At 74.5% G+C, this 22,654-nt stretch carries 18 protein-coding genes, 2 pseudogenes and 1 riboswitch; of the genes and pseudogenes, 12 read left to right on the top strand and 8 right to left on the bottom strand.

What is annotated here, in order from left to right:
• Positions 1–98 precede the first annotated feature (98 nt).
• From QSK52_RS02715 to QSK52_RS02705, 3 genes are all read left to right on the top strand, one after another.
• A complete protein-coding gene (locus QSK52_RS02715) occupies positions 99–1,169 on the top strand; it encodes a sugar kinase (protein WP_285733036.1) in 1,071 nt (356 codons plus the stop codon).
• Positions 1,170–1,264: 95 nt separating this feature from the next.
• Complete coding sequence (locus QSK52_RS02710; RefSeq protein ID WP_285733033.1) at positions 1,265–2,023, top strand: IclR family transcriptional regulator; 759 nt, start codon at positions 1,265–1,267, stop codon at positions 2,021–2,023.
• A 32-nt stretch (positions 2,024–2,055) separates the two neighbouring features.
• Positions 2,056–2,466, top strand: coding sequence for a RidA family protein (locus tag QSK52_RS02705; RefSeq protein ID WP_285733029.1), 411 nt, complete (start codon positions 2,056–2,058; stop codon positions 2,464–2,466).
• 71 nt (positions 2,467–2,537) lie between these two features.
• Here the strand turns inward: QSK52_RS02705 and QSK52_RS02700 are convergent, their stop codons facing one another.
• On the bottom strand, positions 2,538–3,677 hold the full coding sequence (locus tag QSK52_RS02700; RefSeq protein WP_285733027.1) for a cobalt-precorrin-5B (C(1))-methyltransferase: 1,140 nt from the start codon (positions 3,675–3,677) through the stop codon (positions 2,538–2,540).
• A gap of 123 nt (positions 3,678–3,800) precedes the next feature.
• Between QSK52_RS02700 and QSK52_RS02695 the strand changes: the two genes are divergently transcribed.
• Positions 3,801–4,541 (top strand): cobalt-precorrin-6A reductase, encoded by a 741-nt coding sequence (locus QSK52_RS02695; RefSeq protein WP_285733025.1) that lies wholly within the window; start codon positions 3,801–3,803, stop codon positions 4,539–4,541.
• A 19-nt stretch (positions 4,542–4,560) separates the two neighbouring features.
• Here QSK52_RS02695 and QSK52_RS02690 read toward each other — a convergent pair whose 3' ends face one another.
• Genes QSK52_RS02690 through QSK52_RS02680 form a run of 3 tightly spaced genes read right to left on the bottom strand, consistent with a single transcriptional unit; the run spans position 4,561 to position 7,954 of the window.
• Positions 4,561–6,120 carry a precorrin-2 C(20)-methyltransferase gene (locus tag QSK52_RS02690; protein ID WP_285733023.1) on the bottom strand — a complete coding sequence of 520 codons (1,560 nt, stop codon included), beginning with the start codon at positions 6,118–6,120 and terminating at the stop codon, positions 4,561–4,563.
• Positions 6,117–6,743, bottom strand: a complete 627-nt coding sequence (locus QSK52_RS02685) for a precorrin-8X methylmutase (RefSeq protein WP_285733021.1) — start codon at positions 6,741–6,743, stop codon at positions 6,117–6,119. The genes QSK52_RS02690 and QSK52_RS02685 overlap by 4 nt, the downstream gene beginning before the upstream one ends.
• Complete coding sequence (locus QSK52_RS02680) at positions 6,740–7,954, bottom strand: cobalamin biosynthesis protein CobG (protein ID WP_285733019.1); 1,215 nt, start codon at positions 7,952–7,954, stop codon at positions 6,740–6,742. Before QSK52_RS02680 ends, QSK52_RS02685 begins: the two co-directional genes overlap by 4 nt.
• A gap of 247 nt (positions 7,955–8,201) precedes the next feature.
• Positions 8,202–8,266, top strand: a riboswitch (cobalamin riboswitch).
• Between the two features lie 207 nt (positions 8,267–8,473).
• Between QSK52_RS02680 and cobN the strand changes: the two genes are divergently transcribed.
• Together cobN and lnt are read left to right on the top strand one after the other, a co-directional pair.
• Complete coding sequence (gene cobN, locus QSK52_RS02675; protein WP_285733018.1) at positions 8,474–12,085, top strand: cobaltochelatase subunit CobN; 3,612 nt, start codon at positions 8,474–8,476, stop codon at positions 12,083–12,085.
• Between the two features lie 144 nt (positions 12,086–12,229).
• Entirely contained in the window at positions 12,230–13,789 is a 1,560-nt protein-coding gene (lnt, locus tag QSK52_RS02670) for an apolipoprotein N-acyltransferase (protein WP_285733016.1), read from the top strand.
• 46 nt (positions 13,790–13,835) lie between these two features.
• Here lnt and QSK52_RS02665 read toward each other — a convergent pair whose 3' ends face one another.
• A complete protein-coding gene (locus tag QSK52_RS02665) occupies positions 13,836–14,597 on the bottom strand; it encodes a VOC family protein (protein ID WP_285733014.1) in 762 nt (253 codons plus the stop codon).
• Positions 14,594–15,517: an NADP-dependent oxidoreductase gene (locus tag QSK52_RS02660; RefSeq protein ID WP_285733012.1), complete on the bottom strand. Its 924-nt coding sequence runs from the start codon at positions 15,515–15,517 to the stop codon at positions 14,594–14,596. The genes QSK52_RS02665 and QSK52_RS02660 overlap by 4 nt, the downstream gene beginning before the upstream one ends.
• 241 nt (positions 15,518–15,758) lie before the next feature.
• On the opposite strand from QSK52_RS02660, the gene QSK52_RS02655 reads away from it, so the two are divergent.
• Positions 15,759–16,415, top strand: coding sequence for a GTP cyclohydrolase II (locus tag QSK52_RS02655; protein WP_285733010.1), 657 nt, complete (start codon positions 15,759–15,761; stop codon positions 16,413–16,415).
• A 446-nt stretch (positions 16,416–16,861) separates the two neighbouring features.
• Here QSK52_RS02655 and QSK52_RS39660 read toward each other — a convergent pair.
• Positions 16,862–17,538: pseudogene (locus tag QSK52_RS39660) on the bottom strand (winged helix-turn-helix domain-containing protein).
• Between the two features lie 309 nt (positions 17,539–17,847).
• Between QSK52_RS39660 and QSK52_RS02640 the strand changes: the two are divergent.
• Both QSK52_RS02640 and QSK52_RS02635 read left to right on the top strand, forming a co-directional pair.
• Entirely contained in the window at positions 17,848–18,882 is a 1,035-nt protein-coding gene (locus QSK52_RS02640; protein ID WP_285733005.1) for a hypothetical protein, read from the top strand.
• Between the two features lie 411 nt (positions 18,883–19,293).
• Positions 19,294–19,910 (top strand): annotated as a pseudogene (locus QSK52_RS02635) (transposase family protein).
• Here QSK52_RS02635 and QSK52_RS02630 read toward each other — a convergent pair.
• Positions 19,798–20,088, bottom strand: a complete 291-nt coding sequence (locus QSK52_RS02630) for a hypothetical protein (protein WP_285733456.1) — start codon at positions 20,086–20,088, stop codon at positions 19,798–19,800. The pseudogene QSK52_RS02635 and the gene QSK52_RS02630 overlap by 113 nt on opposite strands.
• Before the next feature lie 214 nt (positions 20,089–20,302).
• Here QSK52_RS02630 and QSK52_RS02625 point away from each other — a divergent pair, with 214 nt between their 5' ends.
• The 3 genes from QSK52_RS02625 to QSK52_RS02615 all read left to right on the top strand — a co-directional run bounded on the left by QSK52_RS02625 (position 20,303) and on the right by QSK52_RS02615 (position 22,398).
• Positions 20,303–20,965: a hydrolase gene (locus QSK52_RS02625; protein WP_285733003.1), complete on the top strand. Its 663-nt coding sequence runs from the start codon at positions 20,303–20,305 to the stop codon at positions 20,963–20,965.
• Between the two features lie 5 nt (positions 20,966–20,970).
• The gene (locus tag QSK52_RS02620; RefSeq protein WP_285733001.1) at positions 20,971–21,489 is read left to right on the top strand and encodes a DoxX family protein; all 519 of its coding nucleotides are present in this window, start codon (positions 20,971–20,973) and stop codon (positions 21,487–21,489) included.
• Between the two features lie 162 nt (positions 21,490–21,651).
• Positions 21,652–22,398, top strand: a complete 747-nt coding sequence (locus tag QSK52_RS02615; RefSeq protein ID WP_435053147.1) for an acetate uptake transporter family protein — start codon at positions 21,652–21,654, stop codon at positions 22,396–22,398.
• Positions 22,399–22,654 lie beyond the last annotated feature (256 nt).

The raw sequence follows: 22,654 nt of genomic DNA, 5'->3' as shown, positions 1-22,654 counted from the left end.
CAGGCACGCAGCACGGGGCTCACCGCCGAGCGCCGGGCCGCGCGGACCGTCGGCGGTGGGGGCGGGGGTGCGGGCCCGAGGGTGAGGGAGCGGGTTTGATGGCGGATCGAGGCGGCGCGGACCGGGACGGTGCGGCCGCCGCCCGGGCAGTGTGCCTGGGCGAGTCGATGGCGGTGCTGCTGCCCGACCGGCCGGGGCCGTTCGAGGCCGTCGGCGCGTTCCGGCCCTCGGTGGGGGGCGCCGAGTCGAACGTGGCGGCGGCGCTGGCCGCGCTGGGCGTGCCGACGGCGTGGATCAGCCGGGTCGGCGCGGACGGCTTCGGCCGCCGCCTGACCGGCGACCTGGCCGCGGCGGGGGTGGACGTGTCGGCCGTCGCGGTCGACCCGCACCGTCCGACCGGCGTGTACCTGAAGGAGACCGGCGGCTCCGGCCTGCCGCACGACCTGGGCCCGGGCCGTTCCCGCCTGCACTACTACCGCACCGGTTCGGCGGCCTCCGCGCTCTCCCCCGCACTGCTGGACGACCCGGCGGCCGCGGCCCTGCTGGACGCCGCGCCGCTGCTGCACCTGACCGGCATCACGCCCGCGCTGTCGGACGACTGCCTGGCCCTGGTGCGCGCCCTGCTGGCCCGCCGCCGTCCGGGCCGGCTGGTCTCCTTCGACCTGAACTGGCGCCCGGCGCTGTGGCGGCTGCGCGACCCGGCGGTGCTGCCGGAGCTGCTGGACGCCGCGGACGTGCTGCTGCTGGGCGCGGACGAGGCCGAGGAGGCGTTCGGCACCGGCGACCCGCGGGCGCTGCGGGCGCGCTTCCCGTCCCCGGCCACCGTGGTGGTCAAGGACGCCGGGCACCTGGTCACCGCGCTCGACCAGGGCGGCGGCTCGGTCGCCGAACGGGCGCTGCACGTCGAGGTGGTGGAGCCGACCGGCGCGGGCGACGCGTTCGCGGCGGGCTACCTGGCGGGCACCCTGCGCGGCCTCGACCAGCGCTCCCGGCTGCGCCTGGGCCACCTGGCGGCGGCGGGCGCGCTGACCGCCCCCACCGACCACGGCGCGCTGCCGGACGCGGCGACGGTGGCCGCGCTGCTGGCCGCCGACGAGCGAGCCTGGGCGGCGACCCGGGTCTCCGCGTCCGGCATCGACTCCCCCGCCCTGCCCGCCCCCGTCCGCTGAAACCGCCCCGTCCGCCCCGTCCGCCCCGTCCGACCCGTCCGACCCGTCCACCGACCCACCCCTCCCGGCACCCTCGAAGACCCTCGGGACACCCCATGAGCCAGACCGTCACCCGCGCCCTGCGCCTGCTCGCCGAACTCGGCGAGGGCGAGCGCTCCCTCGACCAGTTGGCCGAGCTGATCGGCGTGCACAAGACCACCGTGCTGCGGCTGCTGCAGAGCCTGGAGGAGGAGCGCTTCGTCCACCGCGACGCCCAGTACCGCTACCACCTCGGCGCGGGCCTGTTCGCGCTGTCCAGCCTCGCGCTGGAGCAGCGCGGCATCCGCCGCACCGCCGCCCCGCACCTCGCCGAGCTGAACGCGGCGACCGGCCAGACCGTGCACCTGGCCGCGTACGAGGGCGGCGAGGTGGTCTACATCGACAAGTACGACTCGCGGCACCCGGTGCGGATGTACTCGCGGATCGGGCTGCGGGCGGCGCTGCACAACACGGCGGTGGCCAAGGTGCTGCTGGCCGACCTGTCGCCGGCCGAGCGCCGCCGGGTGGTGGACGGGATCGAGTTCACCGTGCACACCCCGAACACGATCACCAGTCCGAAGGCGCTGCTGGCCGAGCTCGACCAGGTCGCGGCGCAGGGCTGGGCGCAGGACCACGCCGAGCACGAGGCGTTCATCAACTGCGTGGCCGCGCCGATCCGGGACGCCTCGGGCCGGGTGGTGGCCGCGGCGTCGATATCGGTGCCGGACGTGGTCCTCCCGTACGAGCAGGTGCTCGAACTGCTCCCCCAACTGCTCGCCTGCACCAGGGCGATCTCCGCCGACGCGGGCCTCCCGGCCCGCGGCACCGTTCACTGACCCGTCGTCAACAACCTTATGGAGCAAGACACATGAGCGACAAGATCGAGGTCCGCACCGACGGCGCCCCCGCCCCGGCCTGGATGTTCTCGCAGGGCGTGCGCAAGGGCCCGATCCTGCAGGTGTCCGGGCAGGGCCCGCAGGACCCGGCGACCGGCGAGTACCTGTACCACGGCGACGTGAAGGCGCAGACCCGGCGGACGCTGGAGAACGTCAAGGCGATCGTGGAGGCGGGCGGCGCGAGCATCGAGGACGTGGTGATGTTCCGCGTCTACCTGACCAAGCGGGCCGACTTCCCGCTGATGAACGAGGTGTACGCCCAGTTCATCGAGGAGAACATCGCCCCGGGCGGCGTGAAGCCCTGCCGCACCACCGTCTTCGTCGAACTCCCGCAGGAGCCGATGCTGGTGGAGATCGACGCGCAGGCCGTCGTCACCGGCTGAGCCTCCTCCGGCCGTCCACCGCGCCGCGCCGTCCCGCGCCGCACCGTCCCGCGCCGCCCCGGGCCGTCCCGTCAGGGGCCCTTCGGGGCGGCGCGGCCGACGATCGTGCCCGCGCGGTCGATGCAGATCACGTCGACGGTGACGGGGGCGCCGAGCAGCACGTCGAGGGCGGTGGCGCGGGCCCGTTCGGCGACCAGGTCGCCGAGGGGGACGCCCGCCGCGGTGCACGACTGCACGGCCTCCAGGGCGGTGTTGGCGGCGGCGACCCGGGCGGCCAGCTCCTCGGTGGCGCCGCCTTCCCGTGCCAGGGCGGCGAGTTGGGCCTTGTCGACCTGGGAGCGGCCGGAGTGCAGGTCGAGGTGGCCGGCGGCGAGCTTGGAGAGCTTGGCGAAGCCGCCGCAGACGGTGAGGCGCGGAACGGGGTGCCGGCGCAGGTACTTGAGGACGGCTCCGGCGAAGTCGCCCATGTCGAGCAGGGCGTCCTCGGGCAGGCCGTACTCGGCGACCACGACCTTCTCGGAGGTGGAGCCGGTCGCGCCCGCGACGTGGGTGTGCCCGGCGGCGCGGGCCACGTCGATGCCGCGGCGGATGGAGTCGATCCAGGCCGAGCAGGAGTAGGGCACGACGATGCCGGTCGTGCCGAGGATGGACAGGCCGCCGAGGATGCCCAGCCGCGGGTTCCAGGTGTGCCGGGCGATCTCCTCGCCGTGGTCGACGGAGAGTTCCACCTCCACGTCCCCGGACGCGCCGAACTCCCGGGCGACTTCGGCGACCGCCTCGCGCATCAGCTGCCGCGGCACCGGGTTGACGGCCGGTTCGCCGACCGCCAGCGGCAGGCCGGGCTTGGTGACCGTCCCCACGCCCGGTCCGGCCCGGAACACCACGCCGCTGCCCGGCGGGCCCGGCCGCACCGTGGCGCGGACCAGCGCGCCGTGCGTCACGTCGGGGTCGTCGCCCGCGTCCTTGACCACCCCGGCGCTGGCCCGGCCGGGCGCGAGTTCCTCCACCGCCAGCGCGAACGCGGGCCGCTCGCCCTTGGGCAGGGTGATGACCACCGGGTCGGGGAAGCCGCCGCCGAGCAGCGCGGTGTACGCCGCCTTGGTCGCGGCCGTGGCGCACGCGCCCGTCGTCCAGCCGGGCCGCAGTCCGCTGCTGCGCAGCTGTCCCTTGCGTCCGCCGCCCACCGGGCCGTCCTGTGCCGCGCCGCTCACCGCTCGCCCCTCATTCCGCCGTGTCTCCTCACCGTTCCCGCTGCCACCACCGTCCCACGTCGGCCCCGCCGGGTGCCCGGTTAGGGTGGTGTGTCCTGCTCGCACCGGCCCAGGGAGTCCCGCATGCACGTCCTGATCCTCGGTGGCACCAGTGAGGCCCGCCGGCTGGCGGACGTGCTGGTGGCCGATCCGGCGCTGCGGGTGACCAGTTCGCTGGCCGGGCGGGTGGAGCGGCCGCGGCTGCCCGCGGGGGAGGTCCGGGTCGGCGGGTTCGGCGGCCCGGCCGGTCTGGCGGCCTGGCTGCGGGCCCACGCGGTGGACGCGCTGCTGGACGCCACCCACCCGTTCGCGGAGCGGATCAGCCGCAACGCGGCGCTGGCCGCCGCCGAGACGGGCACGCCGCTGCTGGCGCTGCGCCGCCCGAGCTGGGCGGCCCAGGACGGCGACCGCTGGCACCCGGTGCCGAGCCTGGCCGCGGCCGCGCAGGCGCTGCCCGCGCTCGGCCGCCGGGTGTTCCTGACCACCGGGCGCCAGGGCATCGCCGCCTTCGCGCACCTGGACGGGCTGGTCTTCCTGGCGCGTTCGGTCGAGCCGCCGGTGGCGCCGATGCCCGCCGCGACCGAAGTGCTGCTGGAGCGCGGCCCGTTCACCCTGGACGGGGAGCGGGCGCTGCTGCGGGCGCACCGGATCGAGGTGCTGGTGACCAAGGACAGCGGGAGCGCCGCGACCGCGCCCAAGCTGACGGCGGCCCGCGAACTCGGCCTGCCCGTGGTCGTGGTGCAGCGCCCGGCCGCCCCGGCGGGGGTGCGGACCGCCCCGGACGTCGCCGGGGCGGCCGACTGGGTCAGGCGGCTGGTGGGCTGACGCACCGTCGATCCGCCCGCTACGCCTCGGGGTAGCGGCGCGGCGTCCAGACCACTTCGGCGCCGCCGCCGCGCCGCACCCACCGGGTCTGGGTGGAGCCGACCAGCAGCAGGGTGCGCATGTCGACGTCCGCCGGGTCGAGTTCGGCGAGCGCGACGGTGCGGACGCGTTCGGTGGGGCCGCCGACGTCCCGGGCCAGCACCACGGGGGTCTGCGGGGAGCGGTACTCCAGCAGCAGGTCGCGGGCCGAACCGACCTGGGTGGTGCGGGACCTGGATCCGGGGTTGTAGAGCGCGAGCACCAGGTCGGCCTCGGCGGCGGCGCGCAGCCGCCGGGCGATCACCTCCCAGGGCTTGAGCCGGTCGGAGAGCGAGACGACCGCGTAGTCGTGGCCGAGCGGCGCCCCGATCCGGGAGGCGGCGGCGTGCGCGGCGGTCATGCCGGGCAGGACGCGGACCGGGACGTCCCGGTAGGGGTCGGTGCAGGCGGCCTCGAGGACGGCGGTGGCCATCGCGAAGACGCCCGGGTCGCCGGAGGAGACCACGGCGACCCGGCGGCCGCGGCGGGCCAGTTCGAGGGCGAACTCGGCCCGGACGCCCTCGACCTTGTTGTCGGAGCCGTGCCGGAGCTGCCCGGCGCGGACGGGGACCCGGTCCAGGTAGGTGGTGTAGCCGACCAGGTCGGTGGCGCCCGCGAGGGCGCCGCGCGCCTCGGGGGTGAGCCACAGCGGCCCGGCGGGCCCGGTGCCGACCACGACGACCTCACCGACGGCCGGGGCCGCGTCGGCCGGGGTCTCGTCGGCCGTCGGAACGCCGGTCGCGTAGGGCTGCCCGTGGGAGTCGAGCGCGGCGACCTTGCTGGGCAGCACGGCGACGGAGAAGTACGGGACGCCCTCGGGGTCGACGTCGGCCAGCCGTCCGGTGCGCTCGCCCTCCATGGTGGCGCGCTCCACGTACCGGGCGTCGTCGAGGCGGCCGGCCCGTTCCAGGGCGCGGCGGACCGCGGGGAAGGTGCGGCCGAGCTTCATGACGACGGCGGAGTCGGTGGCAGCGAGCCGGGCGGCCAGCTCCTCCTCGGGGAGGGTGCCGGGGATGACCGTGAGGACTTCCTCGGCTTCGACCAGGGGGGTGCCGAGGCGGGCGGCGGCGGCGCTGATCGAGGTGACGCCGGGGACGACCTCGGTCGGGTAGCGGTGCGCGAGCCGCTTGTGCATGTGCTGGTAGGAGCCGTAGAACAGCGGGTCGCCCTCGGCGAGGACGACGACGTCGCGTCCGGCGTCGAGGTGGGCGGCGAGCCGGGCGGAGGCTTCCTGGTAGAAGTCGTCGAGGGCGCCGCGGTAGCCGCCGGGGTGGTCGGTGGTCTCCACGGTGACGGGGTACATCAGCCGCTCTTCCACCTGACCGCCCGTCAGGTAGCGTTCGGCGATGGCCCGGGCGTGCGAGCGGCCGTGCCGGGCGCAGTGGTAGGCGATGACGTCGGCCTTGCCGATGAGTTCGGCGGCGCGCACGGTGACCAGCGACGGGTCGCCGGGGCCGACGCCGACCCCGTACAGCCGGCCGGTTTCCTGACGGTCCGTCATTCTTCTTCGCTCGCAATCGCGTTGATGGCTGCGGCGGCGATGGCGCTGCCGCCGCGGCGGCCCCGGACGACGAGGTGTTCCAGGGCGGAGGGGTGGTCGGCGAGGGCCTGCTTGGACTCGGCGGCGCCGATGAAGCCGACGGGGACGCCGATGACGGCGGCGGGGCGGGGGGCTCCGGCCTCGATCATCTCCAGTAGGCGGAACAGCGAGGTGGGGGCGTTGCCGACGGCGACGACGGCGCCCTCCAGGCGGGGCAGCCACAGCTCCATGGCGGCGGCGCTGCGGGTGGTGCCCATGGCACGGGCGAGTTCGGGGACGGCGGGGTCGGTGAGGGTGCAGAGCACCTCGTTGTCGGCGGGCAGCCGCCTGCGGGTCACGCCGCTGGCGACCATGTTGACGTCGCAGAGGATCGGCGCTCCGGCGAGCAGGGCGCGGCGGGCGTCGGCGACCGCGTTCGGCGACCAGAGCAGGTCGTCGACGAGGTCGGTCATGCCGCAGGCGTGGATCATCCGGACGGCGACCCGGGCGACGTCGGCGGGCAGGTGGGCGAGGTTCGCCTCGGCCCGGATGGTGGCGAAGGACTGGCGGTAGATGGCCGCGCCGTCCTTCTCGTAGTCGATCATTTGGGCCTCCGCCATTGGGCGTTGCGGGCTTCGGCGACTGCCTCGGCCGTCTGGTTCTCTTCGGTGTCGCGGACGGTGCCGTCGACGGTGACGCGGTGTCCGGCCGCGGTGGCCAGGACGTCGACCCAGCGTCCGGCGGGGTGCCCGCAGCGGCGGGCGCAGCCGGACCAGTGGACGGGCAGTCCTTCGGCGGGGACGTCGGTGTGGGCGCGGGTGGCCTGGGCGCGGACGTCGGCGAGGGACTTGGCGCAGCCGGGCAGGCCGGTGCAGGCGGTGACGCCCTCCCAGGGGCCGCCGGGGGTGGTGCGGAACCCGGCGTCGGCGAGGTGCGGGAGCCGGGCGGGGTCGGCGCCGGGCAGGACGACGCCGCGCCAGGGGGTGAGCCGGGCGGTGCGGTCGGCGGGGAGGGCGTCGGCGAGCAGCCGCCACTGGGCGCTGGTGGCGCGGCCGAAGCGCAGTCCGACCGAGAGTCCGTCGCCGACCTGCCCCAGCGCGGGCTGTTCGCCCGCGAAGGGGGGGAGCGGGACGGTGCCTTCGGGCAGTTCGGACTGGATCTCGCGGGGGTGCCAGGCGCGTCCGGCGGCGAGGTCGAGGAAGCGGCGGGCGGCGTCGAGGGCGGCGGGCACGGGTGCGTCGACGGCGGTGGCACGGCGGGCGCGGCCGAGGCGGAGCAGGGCGCGGCCGCCGCCGACTGCGATCAAGGTCACATCGGCCTGGAGGGCGGCGACGTCGCCGCGGCCGTCGTCGAGGGCGAACAGGAACTTCCCGGACAGCCGGGCGGCCCACGGCGCGGCGCACAGCGCCTCGTCCAACTCCCCCACCCAGCCGTCGAATCGGGCGTCGCCCGCACCGCGTCCGTCGATTCCGGCGAGCGGGGAGGCGACGATGTTGCGGACGCGTTCGTGGGTGTCGGAGGGCAACAGGCCGACGGTGCGCAGGCGTTCGGCGAGGTCGGCGGCGCAGGCCTCGCCGAGGCCGCGCAGCTGGGCGTTGCCGCGGGAGGTGATCTCGATGCCGCCGTCGCCGAGGGCGTCGGCGGCGTCGGCGATCGCGTGCAGCTGACGGTGCGTCAACTTCCCGCCGGGGAGCCGGAGTCGGGCGAGGTGCCCGTCCTCGGCGGGATGCAGTCGGAGCGCGCCGGGGCAGGCGTCGGCGCGGCCTCGGTCGGGCCCGACGGAGGGTGCCTGGGCGGCGTCGGGTGTGGGTGGCATGGCGGCGAGCATACCCATCGGGCGCGTTCGCGCCACCGCCTCCTCCGTCACACCCGCCCGGGGGCCCGGGCGCCCACCGCGGGGCGATTGCGCAGCTCAGGGCGGTGCGGGTCGGAGGCGTGGGGCGCGGGTGGTCGGGTTTCGGTCAGCGTCGCAGCTCACACTCCCCCGGGGGCCGATCACCCCGTACGATGCTGGCGGGCGCCTCTCGGGGCGTCCGCTGCCAGCGACGGCACAGCGGAGGAAGTCCGGTGCGAATCCGGTGCGGTCCCGCCACTGTGACCGCGGCTCAGTGAGCCGCGGGAGCCAGGAACTCCGGCCGTCCTCCACTGCCCGGGGCGAGGACCCCGAGGAAGGCCGTTCCATGCGCTGCCGCATGCCCGCGCTCCACCGGGCGCCCGCCGTTGCCGGGCCGCCCCGTGCCGTCCGCCGGGCGCGACCCGTCCGCCCCGTCCTGCCCGCGTGCCCCGCCCTGGCCCCGTGCCCCGTGCTGTCCGAGACGCCCGGGAGGGCTTCCGCATGATCCTGCTGCTGTCGACGTCCGACACCGACCTGCTGAGCGCCCGGGCGGCCGACGGTCCGGTGCCGTTCCGCTGGGCGAACCCGGCGCGCCTGTCGCCCCAGGAGCTGCCCGCGCTGCTGGAGGGCGTGGAGCTGGTGGTGGTGCGGCTGCTGGGCGGCCGCCGGGCCTGGCAGGAGGGGTTGGACGCGCTGCTGGCGGGGCCGCGGCCGGTGGTGGTGCTGACCGGTGAGCAGGCGCCGGACGCGCAGCTGATGGAGCTGTCGAGCGTCCCGGCGGGCATCGCGGCGGAGGCCCACGCGTACCTGGCGCACGGCGGTCCGGCGAACCTGGCGGAGCTGGGCGCGTTCCTGTCGGACACGGTGCTGCTGACCGGGCACGGTTTCGCGCCCCCGGCGTCGGCGCCGTCCTGGGGCCGGCTGGAGCGCGGGGCGCGCACCGCCGAGGGCCCGGTCGTCGCGGTGCTGTACTACCGGGCGCACCACATGAGCGGCAACACGGCGTTCGTGGAGACGCTGTGCCGGGCGGTCGAGGACCGGGGCGCGCAGGTGCGGGCGTACTTCTGCGCCTCGCTGCGCGGGGCGGAGCCGGAGCTGCTGGCCGAGCTGGGCGCGGCGGACGTGATCGTGACGACGGTGCTGGCCGCGGGCGGCACCCGGCCCGCGGACGCGCAGGCGGGCGGCGACGAGGAGGCGTGGGACGCGGGGGCGTTGGCGGCGCTGGACCGGCCGATCCTCCAGGCCCTGTGCCTGACCTGGTCGCGGGCGCAGTGGGAGGGCAGTGACGACGGCCTCTCCCCGCTGGACACGGCGACCCAGGTGGCCGTCCCGGAGTTCGACGGCCGGCTGATCACCGTGCCGTTCTCGTTCAAGGAGGTCGACGAGGACGGGCTGACGGTGTACGCGGCGGACCCGGAGCGGGCGGCGCGGGTCGCGGGCATCGCGGTGCGGCACGCCCGGCTGCGGCACACCCCGGCGTCCGAGCGACGTCTGGCGCTGGTGCTGTCCGCGTACCCGACCAAGCACGCCCGGGTGGGCAACGCGGTGGGCCTGGACACCCCGGCCTCGGCGGTCCGGCTGCTGGAGCGGCTGCGCGCGGAGGGCATGGACCTGGGCGACGGCCTGCCGGGTTTCCACACCGGGACCGACGAGGGCCGCCACGAGGGCGACGCGCTGATCCACGCGCTGATCGAGGCGGGCGGCTACGACCAGGCGTGGCTGACCGAGGAGCAGTTGGCCCGCAACCCGGTGCGCATCCCGGCGGCCGACTACCGGCGCTGGTACGCCACCCTCCCGGCGGCGCTGCGCGAGCGGGTGGAGGAGCACTGGGGCCCGGCGCCGGGCGAGCTGTACGTGGACCGTTCGCAGAACCCGGACGGCGACCTGGTGCTGGCGGCGATCCGCTCCGGCAACCTGCTGGTGCTGGTCCAGCCGCCGCGCGGGTTCGGCGAGAACCCGGTGGCGATCTACCACGACCCCGACCTGCCGCCCAGCCACCACTACCTGGCGGCGTACCGGTGGATCGCGGCGGACCGCGCGGACGGCGGTTTCGGCGCGCACGCGGTGGTGCACCTGGGCAAGCACGGCAACCTGGAGTGGCTGCCGGGCAAGACGGCGGCGCTGTCCGCGGAGTGCGGTCCGGACGCGGCGCTGGGCGACCTGCCGCTGGTCTACCCGTTCCTGGTGAACGACCCGGGCGAGGGCACCCAGGCCAAGCGCCGGGCGCACGCGACGCTGGTCGACCACCTGGTGCCGCCGATGGCGCGGGCCGACTCGTACGGCGACATCGCCCGGCTGGAGCAGCTGCTCGACGAGCACTCGAACATCGCGGCGATGGACCCGGCGAAGCTGCCCGCGATCCGGGCGCAGATCTGGACGCTGATCCAGGCCGCGAAGCTGGACCACGACCTGGGGCTGGCGGAGCGGCCGGAGGACGACGGCTTCGACGACTTCCTGCTGCACGTGGACGGCTGGCTGTGCGAGGTGAAGGACGCGCAGATCCGCGACGGCCTGCACGTGCTGGGGCAGGCGCCGAGCGGTACCGACCGGGTGAACATCGTGCTGTCGATCCTGCGGGCGCGGCAGATCTGGGGCGGGGTGAGCGCGCTGCCGGGCCTGCGCGAGGCACTGGGCCTGGACGAGGCGGCGCTGACGCTGGGGGCGACGGACGCGGCGGAGGCGCGGGCCCGTTCCCTGGTCGAGGCGATGGAGGCCGAGGACTGGAACCCGGCCGCGGTCGCGAAGGTCGCCGAGGGGCTGCCGCCCGCGGTCGCCGACGTGCTGACCTTCGCCGCCACCCAGCTGGTGCCCCGACTGGCCGCCACCACCGACGAGTTGGACGCGGTGCTGCACGCCCTGCAGGGCGGTTTCGTCCCGGCCGGCCCGTCCGGCTCCCCGCTGCGCGGGCTGGTCAACGTCCTTCCCACCGGCCGCAACTTCTACTCGGTGGACCCGAAGGCCGTCCCCTCCCGGCTCGCCTGGGAGACCGGCCAGGCGCTGGCCGCGTCCCTCGTCGAGCGCTACCGGGCCGACAACGACGGCCAGTTCCCGCCGTCCGTCGGCCTCTCCCTCTGGGGCACCTCGGCGATGCGCACCGCGGGCGACGACATCGCCGAGGCGCTGGCGCTGCTGGGCGTGCGCCCGGTGTGGGACGACGCCTCGCGCCGGGTGACCGGCCTGGAGGCCGTCCCCGTCGGCGAGTTGGGCCGTCCGCGGATCGACGTGACGCTGCGCATCTCGGGCTTCTTCCGGGACGCCTTCCCGCACGTGGTGGCGCTGCTGGACGACGCGGTGCGGCTGGCGGCCCGCCAGGAGGAGCCCGCGGAGCAGAACTTCGTCCGGGCCCACGTGCAGGCCGACCTGGCCGAGCACGGTGACGAACGCCGGGCCACGGTACGGGTGTTCGGCTCCCGCCCGGGCACCTACGGGGCGGGTCTGCTGCAGCTGATCGACAGCCGGGACTGGCGCACCGACGCGGACCTGGCCGAGGTGTACACGGTGTGGGGCGGCTACGCGTACGGGCGGGGCCTGGACGGGCGGCCCGCGCGCGAGGAGATGGAGAGCGCGTACCGGCGGATCACGGTGGCCGCGAAGAACACCGACACCCGCGAGCACGACATCGCCGACTCGGACGACTACTTCCAGTACCACGGCGGCATGGTGGCCACCGTGCGGGCGCTGACCGGCGCCAGCCCGGCCGCGTACATCGGCGACTCGACCCGCCCCGAGACGGTGCGCACCCGCACCCTCACCGAGGAGGCGGCCCGGGTCTTCCGCGCCCGGGTGGTCAACCCGCGCTGGCTGGAGGCGATGCGGCGGCACGGCTACAAGGGCGCGTTCGAGATGGCCGCGACCGTCGACTACCTGTTCGGCTACGACGCGACCACCGGCGTGGTCGCGGACTGGATGTACGAGAAGCTGACCGAGGAGTACGTGCTCGACCCGGTCAACCGCGAGTTCTTCGCCGAGGCCAACCCGTGGGCCCTGCACGGCATCGCGGAGCGCCTGCTGGAGGCCGCCGGGCGCGGCCTGTGGGCGGAGCCGGACGCGGCGCTGCTGGACGAGCTGCGGCAGGTGCTGCTGGAGACGGAGGGCGACCTGGAGGACGAGTGACGGCGGCCGGACGGGCCCGCCGGGGACGGGCGGCGGCGGCCGGGGTGAGTGACGGCGCGGGATCCGGGCAGGCTTGGGGGGACCTTGACATGCCGGTGATCGAATAGGGGTGCCTTCCGGCACCGCCGGACGGACAATCTGCCCATGAACCTGCGAACCGCCCTCACCCGACCCGCCCGCTACGGCGCGCTGGCGTCGGGCGCGCTGCCCGTCCTGACCTTCCCCGGTGCGGGCCTGGCCTGGCTGGCCTGGGCGGCGCTGGTGCCGGGGCTGCTGCTGATGCGCGCGGCGGACGGGGCGCGCGAGGCGGCGGTGCGCGGCTGGTGGTTCGGCGCGGGGTTCATCCTCACGGGGATGTACTGGCTGGTCCCGTCGATCGGCCCGGGGCTGCCGGTGCTGGCGGTGCTGTTCGGCGTGCTGCAGGCGCCGCTGGGCCTGGCGGCGTGGTGGCTGCTGGGCGGCGAGCCGACGCCGCGGCGTTCGGCGGCGGCGCTGGTGGTGCTGCCCGCGGTGTGGGTGTGCGCCGAGTACGCCCGTTCCTGGGGTGCGCTGGGCGGGCCGTGGGCGGTGCTGGGCGCGACCCAGTGGGAGCATCCGGCGGTGCTCGGCCTGGCGTCGGTCGGCGGTGTGTGGCTGGTGAGTTGGGCGCTGGTCACGGTGAACACGGCGCTGCTGGTGGTGGTGTGCGTGCGCGGGCTGCGGGTGCGCGCGTTGGCGGCGGCGACGGCGCTGGCGGCGCTGCTGGCGGGTCCGGCGGCGTTCGCGGCGCAGGCGGCCCCGGCGACGTCCGGTTCGGCGTCGGTGGCGCTGGTGCAGGCGGGTTCGACGCCGGACGAGCAGGCCCGGCTGGAGGCGAACGTGCGGATCACCCGGTCGCTGGCGGGCCGCCCGGTGGACCTGGTGGTGTGGGGCGAGAGTTCGACCACCGAGGACCTGGACCGGCAGCGGGCGACGGTGGACCGGCTGGCGGCGCTGTCGCGTTCCACGGGGGCGCAGTTGCTGGTCGGCGAGGACGCCCGGAAGGCGGACGGCAGGATCTCCAAGGACGCGGTGCTGGTGGACGGTTCGGGCCTGGTGGCGCGCTACCGGAAGATCCGGCTGGTGCCGTTCGGCGAGTACATCCCGCTGCGTCCGCTGCTGGGCTGGATCGCGGGGGTGAGCGCGGCGGCGGGCGAGAACCGGGCGCCGGGCAGTTCGGTGCACCTGCTGCCGGTGGTCGGCCGGGACGGGCGGCCGCTGCCGGTGGGTGCGCTGATCTGCTTCGAGTCGGCGTTCCCCGACATGTCGCGCACCGCGGCCCGGCAGGGCGCCGAGCTGATCGTCTACCAGTCGGCGACGTCGACGTTCCAGTCGACCTGGGCCCCGGCGCAGCACGCCTCGCTGGGGGCGCTGCGGGCCGCGGAGAGCGGCCGCCCGGTGGTGCAGGCGGCGCTGACGGGCGAGTCGGTGGCGTACGACGCGCAGGGGCGGCGGCTGGCCCGGCTGGGCACGGACGCGTCGGGGTCGGTGACGGTGCAGGTGGCGCTGGCCGATCCGGCGGCCCGCACCTGGTACGTGCAGTGGGGCGACTGGGTGCCGCTGACGGCGCTGGCGGTGGTGCTGGTGGCGGCCGCGGCCGCGGCCGGGCCGGTGCTGCGCGAGCGCGGCCGCCCGGGCCCGCCGCCGGCGGCGACGCCCACCGGCCTGCCGCCGGCCCGGGTGTGAACCCCGTTGCGGGGCGGGGGCGCCGGGTGCGCCCCGCCCGCCGCGTTCACTCCTCCTCCACCGCGTGGATGCCGAAGAGCGCGCCCTGCGGGTCGTGCAGGACGGCCAGCCGGGGCCCGTCGGGGACGTCGGTGGGCGGGAGGGTGACGGTGGCGCCGAGCAGGGCGGCGCGTTCGGCGCCGAGGTCGACGTCGGCGACCACGAAGTAGGGCATCCAGTAGGGCGCGACCTCGGCCGGGAACTGGTCGGACATGTCCATCATGCCGCCGAAGTCGCGTCCGCCCAGCCCGAACCGGGTGTACATCTCGCCCGCGTTGACGCTCCAGCCGAACACCCGGGCGTAGAACTCGGCGGCCGACTGCGGTTCGTGGGTGGCGAGTTCGACCCAGCCGAGGGAGCCGGGCGCGTCGCGCAGGTCGACGCCGCGCAGGGCGGCGGGCTGCCAGGTGGAGAAGACCGCGCCGGTGGGGTCGGCGGCGACGGTGAACCGGCCCCGGTCCAGGGCGTCCGTCGGCGGGACGATCAGCTTGCCGTCGGCGTCGGCGATCTCGTCGGCGGTGGCGTCGGCGTCGGGGGTGTGGAAGCCGATCGTCCAGGCGGTGGGCTGCTCGGGCTGCGTCAGGGCGCCGAGTCCGGCGACGAGTCGGTCGCCGAGGTGGAGCCCGGTGGAGCCCGCGGCCCTCCCGTCGGGGACGGTCTCGGCGCGCCAGCCGAAGAGTTCGTGGTAGAAGGCTCTGGCGGCGGCCGGGTCCTTGGTGGCGAGTTCGACCCAGCAGGGTGCGCCGGGGCTCGGTTCGGTGGTGGTCACGGTCGGCTCATCTCCAGGATCAGTTTGCCTCGGACGTGTCCGCCCTCCACCGCGGCCATCGCCTCGGCGGCGCGTTCCAGCGGGTAGCGGGCGGTGATGTGCGGGTCGAGGGTTCCGGCGGCGACGAGTTCGGCGAGGGCGGCGAGCGGGGCGGCGGTGCCGTCGCGCTCGACGTAGGCGCCGCCGAGTTCGGCGGCGGTGGCCGGGTCGGCGGTGGAGACCAGCCGACCGGGGACGCGCAGGACCCCGGCGACCTCGCGGACGGCGTCCCCGCCGATCAGGTCGAGCACGGCGTCCACGCCCCCGGGGGCGACGCCGCGCAGCCGCTCGGCGACGCCGGGGCCGTAGCGGACGGGGGTCGCGCCGATCGAACGGACGTACGCGGCGCTGCCCTCCCCGGCGGTGCCCAGCACCTCCAGGCCGCGGCCGCGGGCGATCTGCGCGGCGGCGGTGCCGACGCCCCCGGCGACGCCGACCACCAGCAGGGTGTCTCCGCGCCGCAGGCCGAGGGCGGCGAGCTGGTCGAGCGCGTCGTGGGCGGTGGCGGCGGCGACGGGCAGCGCGGCGGCCTCGGCGAAGCCGACGGTGCGGGGCTTGTGCGCGGTGGCGCGGGCGGGGAGCAGCGCCTCCTCGGCGAAGGCGCCGCCGGGGGCGGTGCCGAAGACCTCGTCGCCGACCCGGAAGCCCTGCACGCCCTCGCCGACGGCGGTCACCACTCCGGCCGCCTCGCTGCCCATCACCAGCGGCGGGGCGGCGTCGGTGCCGAACCAGCCCTGCCGCTTCTTCCAGTCCGCGGGGTTGACCCCGGCGGCCACCACCCTGATCCGCAGCGTGCCGGGCCCGGGGGCGGGCGTCGGCCGGTCCAGGAACTCCTGCTGCTCCGGTCCGCCGTACGCGACGAACCCGAATGCCTTCGCCATCCGGTGCCTCCTCCCGGTGCGGCCCTGCGCCGTCCTCCGTTCCACCTTGCCGGGGTACCGGCGAGTAGCCCGGGGGCGGTGGGCCGAACGGGAGGGGAACACCGCCCGGGACGCCGGTTGTTCAAATTGGAACCACGGTGTAGCGTCGACCGCGCAGGATCCGGTTCGAATTTGAACAACACGGGCAGCCCCCGCACCGGACCGCAGCACGCCCCTACTCGCGGCCCCGGAGGGACCCGACATGACGCACCCCGAGACCACCCCCCAGCCGCCCGCCGCGACCGTCCGCTCCCGCGTGCGCATCCCCCTCGCCTTCCCCGACGGCTACCGCGTCGAAGCCGAGGTCCACACCTTCCACGGCCTCGCCGACGGCGCCGAGCACCTCGCCCTCACCCTCGGCGACCCGTCCGCGCACCCCGCCCCGCTGGTGCGCCTGCACTCCGAGTGCCTCACCGGCGACGTCTTCGGCTCCGCCCGCTGCGACTGCGGCCCCCAGCTGCGCGAATCCGTCCAGCGCATCGCCGAGACCGGCGGCCACCTCCTCTACCTGCGCCAGGAGGGCCGCGGCATCGGCCTCTACAACAAGCTCGACGCGTACGCCCTCCAAGACCTCGGACATGACACGTACGCCGCCAACACCGCCCTCGGCCTCCCCGAAGACGCCCGCGACTACACCGCCGCCGCCCAGATGCTCACCGCCCTCGGCGCCACCACGGTCGACCTGCTCTCCAACAACCCGGACAAGTCAGGCCAGCTCCAGGCACTCGGGATCCAGGTGCAGAACCGCATCCCCACCGGCGTCCACACCACCCCGCACAACCTCACCTACCTGCGCACCAAAGTCCGAGGCACCACCAGCCTCCTCGCTCACGACCTCCTCGTCGGCCGCATCGCCTGACCGGTTCGGCGCGCCGAGGGACAACACCTCGACCTCGAGTTCACTCAGCGACAGCTCCAGCCCGCCTCAACCCTGCGGCAATATCTGCTCTTTGGCCTCGACTCGCCCTCCGCCGGCAAAGCGAGCTTCTCCACCCGGAGGCCCGAGTTGCGGGCACGGGTCGACTGGCTGCTGTCGTACGTGAACAGGCGTACCGGAGCGACGTTCGCGGCGTCGGTATCGATTGCGCGAAGCATCAAGTCCCTTTTTTGCAAAGGTACTTGAATTCCGATGGGCAGATGGAACATTTCTCTTTGGTTAGGCTCGCTCAAGTTCGCCGGCCCTAGGAATTAATCGCAGCTTCCTTTCGGCACACTTCCCAGATGCAGATTCCGTCATCGGTGCCGACCCGTCCGACATAGCACTGCCGGCAAGGAGGACAGGTAGTACCGTGCGGTCCTCGAACCTTACGCGGGATCGCGGTCGAACCGGGCCAGAGTCCAGCGGTAGCCGAGGACGGTAAGGGCCGCGCACCAGAGCAGGGCGATCCACCAGTTGTTGCCGATGGGGTGCCGAGCAGCAGGCCGCGCAGGGTGCGCCGCATGGTTGGCGTCCGGCCGCGCGGCGCCCGGGTTCGGCCGGAGACCTGGTCGGAGCGGACGCCGCTCTGGTCGGCGAACAGCACTTCGGCGCCTTCTTCCCGGGCCTTCGCGCGGATCGTGGGCCACCTCTCTTCGCGCCGGGCACGGACTGCTTCCGGGTTCTGCTCGATCGCACGCTTGTCCGGGCGCTGGAACGGCAGCCCCCAGCGCTTGGGGTACTTGCCCACGTCCTGCTCGGTCAGTCGCACCCGGTACAGCAGGGCGATGAGGTCGCCGACGATCGCGCGGGTCCACAACTGCCCGCCCAGGCCCAGGTCTTCGGGGCGGTGGCCGATCAGGGCCTGCCGGACGCACTACTGCCGGTCCGGATCGAGCACCTGGCGCCCGCCCACCCGCCGACCGCGGCTCTCGGACGCCAACATCTCCCGGCCGCCGGCCTGCCAGACGGCCCACCAGTCGGTCACCGACTCCACAGTGACGCCGAGCAGTTCGGCCACCTCGCGCCGGCCCCGGCCCGCCCGAAGCGCCACAACCGCCCGCATCCGCAGAGCTTCCCGGGCCCTCGGCGACAGCCGCCGCGAGTCCCCCCACCAGATCCGTCACGCCCGGACCAACGAGCCCGGATCCCTACCGTTTCGGGTCAATAGCTGCGCCGGCCGGCGCGGTCGGCATCGTCGGGCCCTCCGCGATGGTCGGCGCAGATCGGAAGAAGCACCTGAAGGAGTGCGCCCCGGTGATACAGCGTGTGCGCTGCCCGACAACTTCTCAGACGCTTCGCGGATATCGTTTCGAAGCAAAGGCCGGTATCGAAAACCGTTATGCGGTTAATATTATTAGAGGGTGGCGGAGATATGAGACGGTCACGAATCATTGACCTGAAGAACGGGTTCGCTGCGCTGGTTTTCACCGCTGCGGCGACCCTGACGAACCCGGCAGCCCCTGCCCATGCGGCCGATTGGACCTGGATCAACGAGGGTGGCCCAGCCAAGTCCCCTGACGCCATTTCCGTGCAGTGGTTCCTCGGCGACTCGTACGAGGTCGTTCGCGGCTACGACAATCAGATATGGTGGCGCTACCGCGGTGGCGACTGGCGGATCATGCCCTATGACGGCCGCACCGTGTCGCGCCCCGAAGCGGTCACCGTGCGGGACAACACCGGGGCGCAGCGCCTGGCAGTTTTCATCGTCGGCAACGACGGCAACATCTGGTACAGCTTCTTGAGGGACGCCGCGGGAAACTCGTGGACACTGTGGGACGACGTCCCCGGTTCCGCTAGAGCCTGGAGCGGGGTCACCGCCGTTTCCCAGGGGAACGAGGTTGCCCTGCAGGTGACCGCCGATGGACGCGTCTACACCCAGACCATGCAGATCTACGACAACGCAGTGGCGTTCCCCTACGACGGGTGGAGGCCGGACCCCAACGCCGTCGTCGGGCAGGCTCGGCCGACGAACGTGCTTCTCATGCACGGGTTGACCTCAAGTCTTGACACCTGGGTTCTTCCGGCGAATTCCGGCGATCTTTGGGTTTCCACCATCCAGACCGGCCATTCCGCCTACATAGGGAACTACAGGAGAGCTCCTTACGGCGGATCCTGCCTGTCCATGGACGCAGGACGCGGCGGCCCCAATGAGCTGAGCACCAATACCAGCGACCCGAACTATCGGGCTCAGCAGAACCTGGCCATCGGTTGTGTGAGCCCGGTCGACCACCAGCTCTGGGTGAACACGTCGACCAATGCGGGAAGTACTTTTGCGGGCTGGTCGAGGATCACCGAAGGGGCTGCCCTCAACGGGACCCCGGAGGTTCACGGGTCCCCCGACGGGCAGGTCTTCGTGACCATTTCGGAAGGATCGCAAGGAGCGCTCCTCATGCGGCGCGTCATGTGACGGAGACCCGGCCGACCTCACTCTGCCGGTTGGCACAGACCTGGTCCGGCTCGTGCTGGCTGCCCTGCAGGAGGAATACGTACTGACCGGAGGAGCGCTCGCCGACCTGCTCCTCGACCCGTCTTTGGAGAGCGTCTTCCCCCGCACGAGTCGACCGGTGTCAACCCGGCCCGCTCCACCGCAACCCCGGCCGACACTCCGCCGCAGCCCTCGGCAGCCCATGCACGTCGGTCCTCCAACGCGGCGGTGTAGCGGGCCGGACGGCCGGGCGAGCGGCGCGAGGGCAGAACGAACGAGGCTCCGGGCGGTTGAGCGAGATGTCTGAAGTCTCAACTGTTCCTCCGGGAAGCCTCGTCGGTCACCTTTCCTGCCGCACTGGACCTGCCGCACGCGCTCCCCTCCCGGGTCACGATGCTGATCGTCACCCGGGAGGGGAGCGCCGATGCAAGCTGCGGCCCTCCCCGCGAGCCCTGGTTGCGCTCGTGTACCTGCGCAAGCACGACACGCCCGCCCAGGTCGCGGCCGGCTTCCGGATCAGCACCGACACCACCCATGCCTACGTCCACCAGGTCACCGAGCTGCTCGCCCGGAAGGCCCCCGGTCTGGTCCGGGCCCTGCGCGACGCCGACCCGGAGCGCGCCTTGGTCGACAGCACTCTCACGGAGTGCGGCCGTGTCGGCGGCGGCCGCGCCGACCACTCCGGCAAGCACCGCCGCCACGGCGTCAACCACCAAGTCGCCACCGGCCCGACGGGCAGCCTCGTGTGGGCCTCTCGCGCCCTGCCCGGCCGCGCCCACGGCCTCACCCGCTGCACCGTCAGGACCTGCGCCCGGCTCCCCTGTCCCGTCGAGCACGGCGTGGCCACCGTGGATCGGTGGAGGATCTTCCGGCACACACGCTGCAGCCCGAACTGGCTTACGTCAGCAGCCAATGCAGCCCCACCTCGGAGCTGCACCGCTGAAAGAGCCCCTGTGTGCGGCCGTCATCGACGCCCTCGAACAGATCCACTCCGGCCTTGCGGCGTGTGACCTGACACCGATCGAGCCTCTCGCCGACGGCAAAGGCCGCCGTGCCCTGCTCGTGCCGCAGCGTCTGCACAAGATCCAGATCCGCGTCCGGCAAGAGCAGAAGACCCGTTACCGGCAGGACCGGTACGCGCTGAGGGCCGGCTGCGAGGCCGCCGCCTTCGAGAGGGCGCGCGTCCACGGCCCGCGCTGCTGCCCCTACTGCGGAGATCCGTTCTCCGCACGTCCTCGCCAGCCTCGGAACTCCGGTCAAAGCCGGTGCCCCGGTCGTGCACTGTCGTGCTGGTGCGCGGGCACGCGGGGAGAACCCGGCCGGTCGGTCCGATCGTAGCTTCGGGGAGTGCCCGGCCGCGAACGCGGCCGGCATCTCACCGACGGCTCCGAAAGGGTTTCCCATGTTCGACATCACCAAGGTGCAGGCCGCTCCGAGCGCGGACCTCCTCACGCCCGACAACGCGGTCATGCTCTTCGTGGACCACCAGCCGCAGATGTTCTTCGGCACCGGCAGCGGTGATCGTGCCGCGATCGTCAACAGCACCGTGGGGCTCGCCAAGGCGGCCCGGGCCTTCGGTGTGCCGACCGTCCTGACCACGGTCGCCGCCGAATCGTTCTCCGGGCCCCTGCTGCCGCAGCTCGCCGAGGTGTTCCCCGGCCACGGGATCATCGACCGCACGACCATGAACGCCTGGGAGGACGACGCGCTGGTGGCGGCGGTCAAGGCGACCGGCCGCCGGAAGATCGTCCTGTCGGGTCTGTGGACCGAGGTCTGCCTGGTGCTGCCCGCGCTGTCGGCGCTGGAGCAGGGGTACGAGGTGTACGTCGTCTCCGACGCCTCCGGCGGCGTCAGCCCGGCGGCCCACGAGCACGCGCTGCAGCGGATGGTGGCCGCCGGCGCGGTCCCGGTGACCTGGATCCAGGTCCTGCTCGAACTGCAGCGCGACTGGGCGCGCCAGGAGACGTACGGCGCGGTCATGGAGATCGTCAAGGCCCACGCGGGCGCGTACGGCCTGGGCGTCGTGTACGCGCAGAGCGTGCTCGGCGCGCACGCGGCCGGCTGACGCCGGTGGACACCGGCATCCTGGTCCTGCGCCTGCTGGTGGGACTGCTCGTCGCCGGCCACGGCGTGCAGAAGGTCAGCTCGCACCTGGGGGGCAAGGGCCTCGACGGCGGCACCGAGGAGTTCCGCGCCGACGGCTTCCGCGGTGGAACCCTCACCGCCCTGGCTGCCGGCAGCGGCCAGATCGGATCGGGCCTGCTGCTCGCCGCCGGCTTCCTGACCCCGCTCGCCGCGACCGGCGCCATCGGGGTCATGACGGTCGCCCTCACCGTGAAGTGGCGCCACGGCCTCTGGGTGCAGGACGACGGGTACGAGTACCCGCTCGTCCTCATCGGCACCGCCGCGGCCCTGGCCGCCACCGGCCCCGGCGACTGGTCCCTGGACGCGGCCGTCGGCCTCACGCCGTACCCGCTGTGGTGGGCGGCCGTCGCCCTCTCCGCCGGGCTCGGCTCCGGCCTGCTCACCCGGGTCGTCCTGCACCGGCCGGCCCCTGCGGCGCCGGCCCCGGCCGTCGGCGGGCACTGAGCTCGAACAGCACGTACCAGGTCCGGCCGCCCGGGTCCCCACCCGGGCGGCCGGACCCTTTTCATCCGTCGGCTCGCGGACATCCGAGCGGACACCACCGGCACCGCGTCCGGAGCCTCCGGCCCAGGCCCGCTCCGGGCGCCCGAACGAGAGACCACCACGATGAGCACAGCCTCCGCCACCGGCGTCACCGACGGCACCGACGAAGCGCAGGAAAGCCGGCCGGCCCCTCCCCCGGGGCGCGGCTTCGAACCCGACCTCCGGTCGATGACCCGGATCAACCTCCGCCCGATCGCCTCACCGATGCCGCTGGGCTTCTTCACGGTGGCGATCGCCTCCGTGATGACGGCGTGCCTGCAACTCGGAGTCCTCGAAGCCGAGGCCCGCCGCGCCGTCGCCCTGTGCGTGCTGCCGGCCTTCGCGCTGCAACTCCTGGTGAGCGTCCTGGCCTTCGGCGCCCGCGACGTGATCGCGGCAACCCTGATGGGCGCCTTCGCCGGCAGCTGGCTGGCGTACGCGCTCGTCCTGTTCACCGGCGCGGCCGACGGCCCGCGCGTGCTGGGCGTCTTCAATCTGGCGTTCCTGTGCCTGGGGGCGCTGATGACCGCGGTGACGCGGCCCAAGCGCGCGCTGTGGCTCGTCCTGCTGGTCTCCCTGCCCCGCTGGGCGGCGACCGGGCTGTCGGGCCTCACCGGCGCCGAGTGGCTCACCCGCACGTCCGGCGCGCTGGGCCTCCTGGTGGCGCTCGTGGCGATGTACACGGCCTTCGCCCTGATGCTGGAGGACATGCGCACCGAGGAGGTCCTGCCGATCGGCCGCAGCGGCCCGGCCCACGCCGCCGTCGCGGGCGGCCTCGCGGTCCAGCTCCGCGACCTGGAACGCCAGGCAGGCGTCCGCCGCACCCTCTGAACACCCGCACCCGCACCCGCACCCCGCGCCCCGGACCGGTGCCTCCCGCACGAGCCGCTGTCCTCGAATCGTCGGCCGACGACGAGACCCCGGCTCCCCGCTCTGCTCGCGGGAGGGAGGCCCGGTCCGGGGTGCGTCGTGCCCGGCGGCCCGGAGGGTGAGAAGGAGGTCCCGGCCGTCCTCCGCCGCCGTCCGCGGCCGCTGCGCCCGCAGGCAAGACCCAGGGCATCGTGCGACAACACGCGGCGCCCGCCCC

This window comes from Kitasatospora phosalacinea (assembly GCF_030268885.1).
Lineage (GTDB): Bacteria > Actinomycetota > Actinomycetes > Streptomycetales > Streptomycetaceae > Kitasatospora > Kitasatospora phosalacinea_C.
Note: the sequence above shows the minus strand (reverse complement) of the source record. Positions and strands in the feature narration are given on the sequence as shown.

Bases quoted from the DNA above. Each gene is read 5' to 3' on its own strand.
- QSK52_RS02715 (WP_285733036.1), top strand. From the start codon at position 99: ATGGCGGATCGAGGCGGCGCGGACCGGGACGGTGCGGCCGCCGCCCGG.
- QSK52_RS02710 (WP_285733033.1), top strand. From the start codon at position 1,265: ATGAGCCAGACCGTCACCCGCGCCCTGCGCCTGCTCGCCGAACTCGGC.
- QSK52_RS02705 (WP_285733029.1), top strand. From the start codon at position 2,056: ATGAGCGACAAGATCGAGGTCCGCACCGACGGCGCCCCCGCCCCGGCC.
- QSK52_RS02695 (WP_285733025.1), top strand. From the start codon at position 3,801: ATGCACGTCCTGATCCTCGGTGGCACCAGTGAGGCCCGCCGGCTGGCG.
- QSK52_RS02690 (WP_285733023.1), bottom strand. From the start codon at position 6,120: ATGACGGACCGTCAGGAAACCGGCCGGCTGTACGGGGTCGGCGTCGGC.
- QSK52_RS02685 (WP_285733021.1), bottom strand. From the start codon at position 6,743: ATGATCGACTACGAGAAGGACGGCGCGGCCATCTACCGCCAGTCCTTC.
- QSK52_RS02680 (WP_285733019.1), bottom strand. From the start codon at position 7,954: ATGCCACCCACACCCGACGCCGCCCAGGCACCCTCCGTCGGGCCCGAC.
- cobN (WP_285733018.1), top strand. From the start codon at position 8,474: ATGATCCTGCTGCTGTCGACGTCCGACACCGACCTGCTGAGCGCCCGG.
- lnt (WP_285733016.1), top strand. From the start codon at position 12,230: ATGAACCTGCGAACCGCCCTCACCCGACCCGCCCGCTACGGCGCGCTG.
- QSK52_RS02660 (WP_285733012.1), bottom strand. From the start codon at position 15,517: ATGGCGAAGGCATTCGGGTTCGTCGCGTACGGCGGACCGGAGCAGCAG.
- QSK52_RS02655 (WP_285733010.1), top strand. From the start codon at position 15,759: ATGACGCACCCCGAGACCACCCCCCAGCCGCCCGCCGCGACCGTCCGC.
- QSK52_RS02640 (WP_285733005.1), top strand. From the start codon at position 17,848: ATGAGACGGTCACGAATCATTGACCTGAAGAACGGGTTCGCTGCGCTG.
- QSK52_RS02625 (WP_285733003.1), top strand. From the start codon at position 20,303: ATGTTCGACATCACCAAGGTGCAGGCCGCTCCGAGCGCGGACCTCCTC.
- QSK52_RS02615 (WP_435053147.1), top strand. From the start codon at position 21,652: ATGAGCACAGCCTCCGCCACCGGCGTCACCGACGGCACCGACGAAGCG.